Below are 11,120 nucleotides of genomic sequence, written 5' to 3' on the forward strand. Positions count from 1 at the left end.
ATGGGGGTGGAAACTCCCTGGCGTTTTCTTGGGTAAACAATAATTTGTGAAAGGAGTCTGCTTTGCGGGCTCCTTAAAATGTATTCTTAGGACATGGAATTCCCTATTCGTTATAATCACGTTGGCTACGCACCTGATGCGGCCAAAGTTTTCTTTGTAAACCCCGACGAGTTGAAGAAAATTACCCAAGAGAACGTCGAAAAACTCAGATTCCGTATTGTGGATGAGTCTGGTTGTGTTCTTCATGCGGGTGCTTTTAGGGAAGGATCTTTTGATCATCACGGTCTTTGCGACTATTCTGGAGAAAATCTCTGGACCGGGGATTTTTCTAATGTGAAGACGCTTTGTTTTTGCTCCATTCAAATTTGCGAATGCAAGGAATGTTGCGAAGGTGTTGTTCCTAAGGTTGTCTTTGAAACAGAAAAGTTTGAAATCGGTACGGCTTGGATTGAACGTCAGTTGAATGCCAATATCAAGTCTTTCTACTTCCAGCGTAGTGGTGTGGAACTTGAGGAAAAGTTTGCCGGCAAGTGGGCCAGACCTGCTGCCCATTTTGATGATGATATCGCCTTCCATTCCATGATGAATCGCGAAGGTCACTGGAATGCTCATGGCGGTTGGTATGATGCCGGCGACTACGGCAAGTACATTGTGAACGGTGGCGTGTCTGTAGGTACCTTGCTTTTGGCTTGCGGACTGTGTGACGGTCGTGTCAAGAGCATTAGCGAAGGCGGTACTTTTGAATTGCCTTATGGCTTGAAGGATGAAGTCCGTTTTGAATTGGATTTCTTCCTGCGTATGCAAGATGTGGATGGAGGCGTATTCTTTAAGGTAACGCCAGAACATTGGGACGCTTTTGTTTCTCCGGTGGATTCAGACAGGTTGCAGAAACGCTTGGTGCTGGGCAAGTCCACTTCCTCCACGTTGAATTTTGCAGGCGCCTTGGCAATGGCTGCCATGGTTTACCGCAAGGACGATGCCGCCTTTGCTGACTTGTGCCTCGCCGCTGCCCAGAGAGCTTACGCCTGGGCCTTGAAGAATCCTGCAGTGGAATGGCCGCACAATACGGAAGGCAGCGGTGGGTATGGCGATGAACATCTTGATGATGAATTCTTCTGGACTCGTGCCGCCCTCTATTGCAAAACCCGTGATAAGGAACTTTGCGGTTTGCTGCAGAATGACATGAAGAACAACCCGCCGAAGCTTGGCCTGGACTGGCGCGACACCCAGAACTTTGGATGGATTCTTTTGGCTTTGCAGGACTTTGATTTGAATTTGCAGGGCGTAGCCCGTAAGGCTCTTGAAGATACTGCTGCTGAAATCATTCGTTTGCAAAAAGAAGATGCTTACGGCCTTTCTATCCGCAAGTTTATTTGGGGCAGCAACGGTGACGTTGCCAACCATGCCTTGACCCTAGCTGTCGTAAAACTGTGGCGAGCAGAAGTCAATGACGAATCCTTGGACCACTGGTGCAGAGAACTGATCAACTTTATCTATGGCCGTAATCCTGTGAACCGTAGTTTCGTGATCGGTTCTGCCTGGAGTTCTCCCAAGCATCCGCACCATCGTTTAAGCCATGGTGACGGCGTCAAGGAACCTATTCCGGGTTTGATCGTCGGCGGTATTAACTGCGATCGTCAGGATGGTCATCGTGCGCCTCATTATCCAAGTCCGCTGCCTGGACATTCCTACACGGATGAACGTTGCTCTTTCGCTAGTAACGAAACGGCCATCAACTGGAATGCTCCGCTGACGACCGTACTTGCAATGCTTTGCTGCTAAATTTTTAAAGAATGGAGAAAACTATTTCTTCGTGGAGTCTGCCTTGGCGGACTCCTTTTCTTTTTTGTCATCCTTTTCGGGAACGTTGGATGAAGAGGACTGCTGGACAGAAGAAGAGGAAATTTCTTCGGACTTTACTGAGTCCGGCGTCGCTTCTGCAATCTTCTTCTGAACCTTGGGCAGGAGATCCTGAAGGTTCACGATGGGACTCTTTTGACGCTCGTATTCTGCCACAGTGACGATGGGCTTGTAGTATGTGGAATCCGCTTCAGTGAGGTTTCCTGCGGGCCAAAGATCGACGTAGGAAACAGCGAGGGCAGCCCATTCGCGAAGCCAGTTCTTACGAGATTCCCTGTTCGTATACCAAGAGTCTGCGCTGTAACGGAAGTCGTGGATGTCTGCAGTCAGGAATACCGGGGATTCTCCGGAAAGCTTGGTGAATATTCTTTTGACGCGGTGTGTGGCGGCTGCCGTAGTCAGGAGAAGGACTGTGTCTGCCTTGTGCTTCTTGAGCCAGGGAATGATGGTGTAGGCTTCTCCGATGGTGGAAGCGTCGTCGTGGGGAGCCATGAACACAACGCTGCTGTCGAAGTTTCCCTGCTTCATGAAGTCGTCGACATAGAACTCTGCATTGTTGCGATTGCGAAGACAGCGTCTGCCAAGAATCAATACGGAGTCGGCGCGTCCTTCGGCAAGGAGTGATGCGGCGTAGTCGCTGCGTTCCAAGTCAGCGGATTGTCCGTCGAGAACAGCGACCCACTTAACGTGGTCGAATTCATCATCATCCACAAGCCAATGGCCGCTCTGGGTCATGATGAGGTAAAAGGCGATTACCAGCAAGACAAAGCCAATGGATGCGATTGTGATTAATCGCTTGATACGCTTCTTTTCTTTTTTTGTAGGAATTTTAGCCATGTTAAACTCCTCTAGGTTAGCCTAGTGTCGGACTCTCTGCCTTGTACAAGGCTGCGTTTTCGCCGTCGGAATAATATTTCTTGCGCGATCCGAAAAACTGAAAGCCGTATTTCTCGTAAAAGCGTCTTGCCTTCAGGTTGTTCTCGCGAACTTCCAGAAAACAACAGTCGCCCTCTTCAAAATTCAACTGTGCGAAGCCGCTTAAAAGAAGCTCGCAGCCAATGCCGGAACGTTGGGCCTTTTCGCTGACTGCGATGCTCAGCAACTCTGAATCCGGTCCCAACATGTGGAATATTGCGTATCCCAGAATTTCTGCGAAACTATTCTCATACACTACAGCATAGGTGTAGTTGGCGGAAATTTCCTGCTTCATCTGACGTTCATTCCAGTCTTGGAATGCGAGCGCGTTTTGAATATCCAAGACAGCCGGGATGTCCTTCAGTTCCATTTTGCGGATGGGCATTGGCGCGTCCCTCTTTTATAGCCTGCGGTTACTTCAACTTCTCGAAGTAGGACGGCTGGATGTAGTTTGCTTCTTGAATGAGACTGGGCTTGACGGAATCGAACAGCGGGGCCCACTTGGAAAGAGGCTGGCCTTGTTCGTCTGCGGTTGCAATGTTGCTCTGCTTGATGAAAGCTCCAATGCCCTCATCGGCGAGAGCGGGGGCGTCTACAACTAGCATTGCCGGCTTGTTTGCCTGCAACTTGCCAAGAACTTCTTCGGTAGAGATAAAGCTTTCTTCGACTTGTGCGCTAACAGTCTGACGCAGGTACCAGTAGCCGTTGCGGGCTCTGATGAGGACCGCAACCTGGTCTGCGGCAAAACCTTCGGCGGTACCGAAGCATTCCAAGGCCTGCAGAGAGCTGACTCCAAAAAGGTTTCTCTTGCCGCTAAAGCAGAGACCTTGGCAGAAGGCCACGCCTGTACGGAGACCGCTGAAGGAACCCGGACCTAAGGTCACCATGACTCGCTTCACGTCGTCAAGAGTTGCCCCTACGCGATTCAGCAATTCGTCCAAAAGGGCAGACGCCGTTTCTCCGCGTGCCTCAGGATTGACTGTTTCTTCGTAAAGCGGGGCGGAACCGTTGGAGGCTTCGCCGCTTATTGCCATGGAAATTCCCTTGCGGGATGTATCTACAAAAAGATCAAGTTTCATTTGCTCTCATTTACAAAGTATGAATTATGAAGTACGAGACTAAATAATCGCGGCCTTGCCGCCTTACTTGATCTAATAACTCATAATTCGTAATTCATAATTAAAAAGGTAGCTCGCTACCTTTTTATGTACAGGCTCTTTTCGATGATCATATCGATGAGCTGGCTGTAGGTAATGCCGTTGCATGCTGCCTGCTGGGGGAGAAGACTGGTGGGGGTCATACCGGGCAAGGTATTGGTTTCGATGGCGAACAGTTCGCCGTCCTTGGTGATACGGACGTCGGTACGGCTGTAGCCTGCGCCACCCAAAGCGTAGTGGGCATTCTTTACCAGTTCCTGGATACGCTGGGTAAGTTCCGGCGCAAATTCTGCCGGGGTGACTTCCTTGCATTCGCCGTTGTACTTTGCTTCGTAGTCGAAGTATTCGCGGGTGGTCATACGCATTTCGGTAGGCGGCAGGGGCTTTTCGCCTTCGATGTAGCCGCAGCTAGCTTCGCCACCGGCAATGAACTTTTCGCAGAGGAGACGGTTGGAATCCTTGAACAGGTCCTGTGCAATCTTGCCAGCTTCGTCCAGATCCTTGGCAATGCCGATACCGATGGAGGAACCGCCCAGCGGATCCTTGATGACCAGGGGGAAGCCTAGTTCGTCGGCAACACTTACCAGGGTGTCGCCAGTAAAGTCATGCTTGAAGATGACGCGGTAGGCCGGAGTCGGGATACCGTTGGCGCGATAGATTTCCTTGGACTTGATTTTGTCCATGGCGAGAGCGGAAGCCAGGAGGCCGCAACCGGTGTAGGGGATGCCCCAGTTTTCGAGGAGGGCCTGGATATGGCCGTCTTCGCCCCACTTGCCGTGGAGAGCGAGGAATGCAATGTCTGCGTCGGGCAATTCAGAGAGGGCGGGGTTCTTTTTGGTGTTGGCGGCAGTGCCTTCCAGACCGCGGAAATAGTTCACGGAGAAGTTGTCCTTCTGGTACGGAGAAAGTTCTCGGGAAGACCAGTGCCAGGTACCGTCCTTGTCGATGAGAACCGGATGAATGTTGTACTTGTCCGGGTTCATTGCGCGGACCACACCGGTGCCGCTAACGACAGAAACATCATGTTCGGTGGACGGACCACCCATCAAAACGAGAACGCGCATACGTGCCATTAAAAACCTCTTTGAGAAAAACTTTTACGTTGATAATGTAGATAAAAAAAATCCGGGATGATACCCGGATTCTTCAGAAAAATAAGGTTTTTAGAGGCCGAAATTATTCTTCGTCTTCTTCTTCCTCTTCTTCCTCTTCTTCTTCCTCTACTTTCTTCTTAGACTTCTTCTTGGAAGACTTGGAAGACTTGGAAGCCTTCTTGCCCTTCTTGCCTTCGGACTTCTTGATCTTGGAGCCGTCCTTGTACTTCACACCGAATGCACGGTAGTCGCAAGTGATTTCGTCGCTGATGACGAGCATGCTGATACCCATGGTGGTGCGAGTCTGTTCAGCCTGGATGTCCACGATGTTGTCGAAATCCTTCAGGTTTGCATCGTAGAATTCGGTGATTGCGCAGCGGCCATCTTCGGTAGCGGCAATCGGGGTGATTTCAGAGTAGAAATCCGGGTTGATTTCGTGGTCGTGAGCGACAACCAGCTGGTGGCTGGTCACGGTACAACCGGTAAGGAACATTGCAAACATTGCAAGAAGCAAGAGAGCCTTTTTCATTATGTACTCCTGTTGAGATAGTTAATTTTTGTATACTAATATATACATAAAATTTCGCATTATGTATGAAAAATGGGAAAAATGTATGTAATTTTCCCAAAAAGAGGTAATTATGAGAGTTTTTGTAACCGGCGGCACTGGCTTTATTGGTCATTACGTGGTCAAGGCTTTATTGGCTAAGGGCCATGAAATTGTGATTGCAACACGTCATCCTAACAAGGTTCCCAGCCTTAAGTCTCAGCCCAATGTTAGTTTTGTAGAATGTTCCCTGACGGACTTTGATAAAATTGCAGATGGCTTGGTGGGTTGCGATGCCTGCATCCATATTGCTCTCGGTTGGGGTGAAACTCCCAGCACCATGTTGATGAACGATACCCGTGCCACGGTGAATATTTTGGAAAACGCAGCAAAGGCTGGTTGCAAGAAGTTTATCTATACCAGTAGTACAGCTGCAATGGGCAAGATGCGCCCTTCCATGCGCGAAGTCACCTCTAACTTACCTATGGATCTTTATGGTGCCACCAAGGCTGCCGGCGAAGCTTACGTACTTGGTTTTGCCCATGGTTACGGAACCCGTTTCCCCGAAGTTACAATGACCCGTAACATTATCCGTCCGGGTTATACTTTTGGAAATCCCGCCTGGTCCGATGGCTGCTCCCAGCCGGACCGCCGTTTCTTCGACATGGCCCGCGCCGTCAAGGAAGGCCGCGACATCAACATTATCAAGAATGACGGTACCCAGTTCATTCACGCAAGTCAGCAGGCTCAGCTTTACGTGAACTTGCTTGAATCCGACAAGAACGAGGAAATCTATCTCGGTCTAGGCAGCGTCTGGATGAGTTGGAAGGAAATTGCGGATATGATGGTTTCTATGCGCCCTGGCACAAAGTCCAAGGTTGTGGAAACTGACATGGGCTGGGGTGACGAACCCATGCTCTTCGATGTCCATAAGATCAAGGAACACTTTGGCCTGGCTTTCGATGCCCACGACTTCATGTTGGATCATGTGAAGTGGACATACGAACAGGTCTAAGTTACTTGGAAGACTGATATTCCTGAAGCCCGGCAATGACTTTTTGCTGGGCTTTTTTAACGCAGTCTACTAGGTCGGCGTTTGCCGGGGTATCCTGGGGACGGAGCTGCTCGGTGAGTTCCGTAGCAGCCTTGCGAAGTTCTTCGAAGCCAAGGTTGGCTGCCACGCCCTTGAGGGAATGGGCGCCGCGGAAAGCGGCAACGATATCTCCAGCCTCGATAGCGGACATCAGAATATCGTAGGAATTGTCGTTTAGGTACATCAAGGCGAATTTTTCGACGAATGCGTCCTTGGAGAGTCTTCCCAGGATGTCTTCGTAATTTCCGCCGATTTGTTCATAGAAGTCTTTGATATTCATGTTTCCCCCTAATTGATGACGATTTTGCCTTCAGCCTGATATTTTGCCAAAAAATCCTTGAATTCCTTTTCGGGCAAGGGCTTGCTGAAATAGTAGCCTTGAATGTAGTCGCAACCTGCGTTCTTCAGGAAGTTCAACTGGGATTCTGTTTCCACACCTTCAGCAACCACCTTCATGTTCAAGTGGTGGCACATGTTGATGATGAGTTCCACGATGTGGGGAACTTCTTCCTTGACGTCCAGCTGTCGGATAATGCTCATGTCTATCTTGAGGATGTTGAACTTGTAGTTCATGAGCATGCCAAGGGAGGAGTAGCCGCTTCCGAAATCGTCCATGAGGAAGCTTACGCCTAGGTTCTGCATTTCCTTAAGGATGTTGCTTCTGTTTTCCTTGAGGGCGGCGTAGGAAGATTCCGTAATTTCGTATCGGATATCCTTGGAACAGGTGGGGCTAGATTCGAGGCGGTCCATGATGAACCTGATCATGTCGGCATCGTAGAAATCCATCCAGGATAGGTTTACGGAAACAGGAACCGTGGGCAGACCATTGGTTTTCCATTCATTGATGAGGTTATGGACGGTAAGGTCCACGAAAAGGTCAAGCCTTGAAATGTAGCCGTCTTTTTCAAGGGCTGGAATAAATAGGTCCGGACGGATGAAACCGCGCTCGGGATGAATCCAGCGGACCAAGGCTTCTGCGGATGCAATCTTTCCTGTGGCAGCTTCCATGACGGGCTGGTAGTAGACCTTGAATTCCTGGTTTTCCAGACTGGTCTCGAATTCGGAATTGACGACTGCTGCGTTGACGTAGTTTTCTGCCATGCGTGCGTCAAATTCGGCGTATGGCTTTAGGTATTCGTCTTCAATGTAGTTGAGGGCCAGCTTTGCGCGGTCAATAAAGTTGACGACGGAACTCTTGCTGTCGAAATGGGCTACACCCATGCGGAAACGGATTTGCATGGGACGGCCGTTGATTTCGATGATGTTGCCGTTGTCTTCCATCATGTTGACGTAGTTGATTTTCTTTTTTTCGACAAAGCATACGAAGTGGTCTGCTTCCAGTCGGGCGACGAACAAGGGGGTCAAGTTGCTTGTCTGAATTCCGTTACTAAGGAACTTTAGAACGTAGTCACCGCCATCTGTACCCATGATGGAATTGATTGCCTTGAAGTTCTTGATGTCAAAGAAGAGCATGGAGTAGTCAGTGACGTCATCCACTTTTTGGATGTAATTTTCCACAACCTGGATAAAGCCGTTTCGGTTGTAACAACCGGTAAGATGGTCCTTATAGCTATGTGAGTACAAGGTCACGACATTTTTTACGCGATGGCTAACAATGCTTGGGTTGAATGGCTTGGTGAAGAAGTCTGCTGCTCCGAGGCTGTAGGCCTTGTTCAGGGATTCCTCGGTGCTGTCGCCGGATATGATGATGACCGGCAATTGCTGCTGCAAGTTTCGTCTGCGCAATTCCTGCAGAAAGTCAAAACCATCCATGACGGGCATGACAAGGTCGAGAAGAACTAGACGGAAAATGTGGTCTTCCTTCTCAATGATAGAAAGGGCCTCGGCGCCGTTTTCTGCTTCGATGATGTCGTATTCGTTTTCCAGCATCAATCGCAACATGCTGCGGTTGATTTCGAAGTCGTCAACAACGAGAATTTCTTTTTTTATCATTCGTCATTCCTCCGTTTTACTTCATGGCCTTGGACAAGGCTACGGACAATTGGGCGATACTGATAGGTTTTGCAATGTGGTCGTTCATGCCTGCGTCAAGAGCCCTCTGACGATCCTCGCTAAAGGCGTTGGCGGTCATTGCGATAATCGGAATGTTTGCTTTTTGTGGGTTGGCCATGTGTCGAATGGCGGAGGCCGCTTCGTAACCGCTCATCTTGGGCATTTGAATGTCGGTCAGCACCAGGTCGTAGAAACCGGGCTCGTTACTTTCAATGGCTTCGATGGTCATCTTGCCGTTGTCCACACGGTCTACGATGAAACCTAGATCGGATAAAATCGCAATGGAAATTTCTGCATTCAGTTCGTTGTCTTCTGCTAGGAGAATTCTCTTGCCCTTGAACAGGTCCAAATCTTCCTGGGTGATGTGGTCGGTGATTTTGGATTTGCCTGCGTTCTGCTGTTCAATCTGTTTGGCCATCATCACTTGTTCTTCTGTCGGAAGTTCCAGCGGAAGCTTGATGGTCACCTTGGTGCCTTGTCCGACCTTGCTTTCAATCTGGATGTCGCCATCCATCAGGTCGATGATTTTCTTGACGATGGGCATGCCTAGGCCAGTGCCCGTAATTTTACTTTCGGTGGAGGAATGCTCTCTTGAAAATTCGTCAAAGATGTGGGGGAGGAATTCTTCGCTGATGCCTACGCCGGAATCTTCGGAAATAGCGGTAAACATGGTGTAGCCTGGTTTGTCGCACTCGCTTTCTATCAGGGAAAGCTTGACATAACCGCCTGCCGGCGTATACTTGATGGCGTTGCTGATGATATTTAGTGTCAGTTCTCGAATCTTGGTCTCGTCACCTACGACGTAGTCGTGGATTAGATGGTAGTCGTTACTGAACGTAAGGCCGCTTTCGTGAGCCAAGTCCGTGAATACGTCGTCGGTGATATCTTCAAATGTCTGGGTGTTGATGATGTTCTTTTCTAGGGAGATTTTTCCGCTTTCGATGCGTGACATTTCCAGCACATTGTTGATTAGACTTAACAGGAACTGGCTTGAATGCTGGATCTTGGAAATGTAGTCTACGCATAATTCCTTGTTGTCCAGGTGGCTTTGCAAAAGATAGGTGAAACCGATAATGGCATTCATTGGTGTACGAATGTCGTGGCTCATGTTGAACAGGAAGGCTGATTTTGCCTTGTTTGCTTCTTCTGCTTGCTTTCTTGCCCTATCCAAGGAGTTGTTCATTCTGTCCTGGGCGTATTTTTCTTCGGAGACATCACCAACGAAACCAGAAACGGAAACGGTTCCGTCGGTTTCTTCCCGGCGAGTACCTCCGGCGCTTAGGTAGATCAATCCTTTTTGCGGATGATTCCATTCCAGGATCCTGGTCTTGATTCCGCCATTGCGCATGATTTCGAAATCGTCCTGGATTTCATCGATGGTGTTTCTGGAAAGCCTGCTATGATAGTATTCAAGTGCTTCCCTTGGAGAAAAATCTTTCTTGGAAATGCCAAGGATTTCCTTCCACTTGTCATTGCCGGAAAGCCCGTTGACCCTGCCTTCGCTATCGAAGGTGTATTTCCAGATGCCGTAACCGGAGGCGGCGACGACTTGGTTGTATTCTTCCATAGTCTTCTGGAATTCTTCCTTTTCATTTTCCTGCACAAAGGCGTGGATGATGCAAGTTCCAATGAGAAGGCCAATGGAGTAGATAGGCAGTAGCGGATGGAATACTTGTGCGATAACCGTGAAAACTAAGACTATGCCGAAGAGGGCTATGGTAATATGGCGTTGTTTCTTTGTGCCTTTGGAATTTTGTGCAACGGCAAGGGACTTGATGATGGTCAGTCCGAAAAGGATTACCTGGCCGCCAAGTGCGACGTAGCGTACAAGATGGGTCTGGAAATTTCCGTTTTCATCAAACGAGAAGAATATCTGTGAAAAAAAGTTGATGAACAGGAAGAGAATGCTGCAGACAATGAACAGAATGCTGGAGACTTTTAGGAACTTTTGGAAACCGGATTTTGTGTTGAGGTAGGTTGAGACGTATTTGCTCCAAAGGACCACGGTAACCGCGCCCACAAGGTAGTAGACGACCGTGTCTACGTAAAGTAAGTGTGTTTGTTGGGTGTAGGCCAGGTACCCCCACAAGGCATCGACGATGTAGTAGACAAGGACTGCTTTCAGAAAATGGTGGTAGTACTTTTGTACCTCGTCCTTTGTGTCGCGCTTGAAAAGATCGTGATTGATAATCACGTGAACAGTTAGTGCGATAATATCTATAACTGAATAGTAAATTAGCTGCATACCAAATTCATATCACCGAAAAACAAACCTACTCCTACATTGAATGATAGTATTTTGTAAGTTTTTTGACAAGTTTATATAAAGAAAAGACGTCGTTTTTTTCGACGTCCTTTTTTTGAGTGGGATGACCAATTATAAAATTAGCCGTATCTTGTCTTGTCGGTGTTGCTGCCGGTGTAGTCGGGATAGTCGTTGT

10 protein-coding genes are annotated in these 11,120 nt (G+C 48.7%); 2 read left to right on the plus strand and 8 right to left on the minus strand.

The genetic code is table 11. The annotated features are described in order from the left end of the window. Nucleotides 1–93: 93 nt before the first annotated feature. Nucleotides 94–1,782 (plus strand): glycoside hydrolase family 9 protein, encoded by a 1,689-nt coding sequence (locus tag MJZ25_08660; protein MCQ2124236.1) that lies wholly within the window; start codon nt 94–96, stop codon nt 1,780–1,782. A gap of 21 nt (nt 1,783–1,803) precedes the next feature. Here MJZ25_08660 and MJZ25_08665 read toward each other — a convergent pair whose 3' ends face one another. From MJZ25_08665 to MJZ25_08685, 5 genes are all read right to left on the minus strand, one after another. Continuing rightward, nucleotides 1,804–2,697 (minus strand): YdcF family protein, encoded by an 894-nt coding sequence (locus MJZ25_08665; GenBank protein ID MCQ2124237.1) that lies wholly within the window; start codon nt 2,695–2,697, stop codon nt 1,804–1,806. Between the two features lie 16 nt (nt 2,698–2,713). Then, nucleotides 2,714–3,160, minus strand: coding sequence for a ribosomal protein S18-alanine N-acetyltransferase (gene rimI / locus MJZ25_08670; protein ID MCQ2124238.1), 447 nt, complete (start codon nt 3,158–3,160; stop codon nt 2,714–2,716). 28 nt (nt 3,161–3,188) lie between these two features. Then, nucleotides 3,189–3,854 carry a tRNA (adenosine(37)-N6)-threonylcarbamoyltransferase complex dimerization subunit type 1 TsaB gene (tsaB, locus tag MJZ25_08675; GenBank protein ID MCQ2124239.1) on the minus strand — a complete coding sequence of 222 codons (666 nt, stop codon included), beginning with the start codon at nt 3,852–3,854 and terminating at the stop codon, nt 3,189–3,191. A 116-nt stretch (nt 3,855–3,970) separates the two neighbouring features. After that, nucleotides 3,971–5,005: a D-alanine--D-alanine ligase gene (locus MJZ25_08680; GenBank protein ID MCQ2124240.1), complete on the minus strand. Its 1,035-nt coding sequence runs from the start codon at nt 5,003–5,005 to the stop codon at nt 3,971–3,973. A gap of 103 nt (nt 5,006–5,108) precedes the next feature. After that, nucleotides 5,109–5,555 (minus strand): hypothetical protein, encoded by a 447-nt coding sequence (locus MJZ25_08685; GenBank protein ID MCQ2124241.1) that lies wholly within the window; start codon nt 5,553–5,555, stop codon nt 5,109–5,111. Nucleotides 5,556–5,667: 112 nt separating this feature from the next. On the opposite strand from MJZ25_08685, the gene MJZ25_08690 reads away from it, so the two are divergent. Next, nucleotides 5,668–6,588 (plus strand): NAD(P)-dependent oxidoreductase, encoded by a 921-nt coding sequence (locus MJZ25_08690; protein ID MCQ2124242.1) that lies wholly within the window; start codon nt 5,668–5,670, stop codon nt 6,586–6,588. 1 nt (nt 6,589) lies between these two features. Here the strand turns inward: MJZ25_08690 and MJZ25_08695 are convergent, their stop codons facing one another. From MJZ25_08695 to MJZ25_08705, 3 genes are read right to left on the minus strand one after another with little or no spacing between them, the layout of a single operon-like run. Beyond that, nucleotides 6,590–6,946 carry an Hpt domain-containing protein gene (locus MJZ25_08695; GenBank protein MCQ2124243.1) on the minus strand — a complete coding sequence of 119 codons (357 nt, stop codon included), beginning with the start codon at nt 6,944–6,946 and terminating at the stop codon, nt 6,590–6,592. A gap of 8 nt (nt 6,947–6,954) precedes the next feature. Next, entirely contained in the window at nt 6,955–8,619 is a 1,665-nt protein-coding gene (locus tag MJZ25_08700; GenBank protein ID MCQ2124244.1) for an EAL domain-containing protein, read from the minus strand. Between the two features lie 16 nt (nt 8,620–8,635). Next, entirely contained in the window at nt 8,636–10,924 is a 2,289-nt protein-coding gene (locus tag MJZ25_08705; protein ID MCQ2124245.1) for an ATP-binding protein, read from the minus strand. Nucleotides 10,925–11,120: the final 196 nt, after the last annotated feature.

The organism is Fibrobacter sp., from assembly GCA_024399065.1.
Lineage (GTDB): Bacteria > Fibrobacterota > Fibrobacteria > Fibrobacterales > Fibrobacteraceae > Fibrobacter.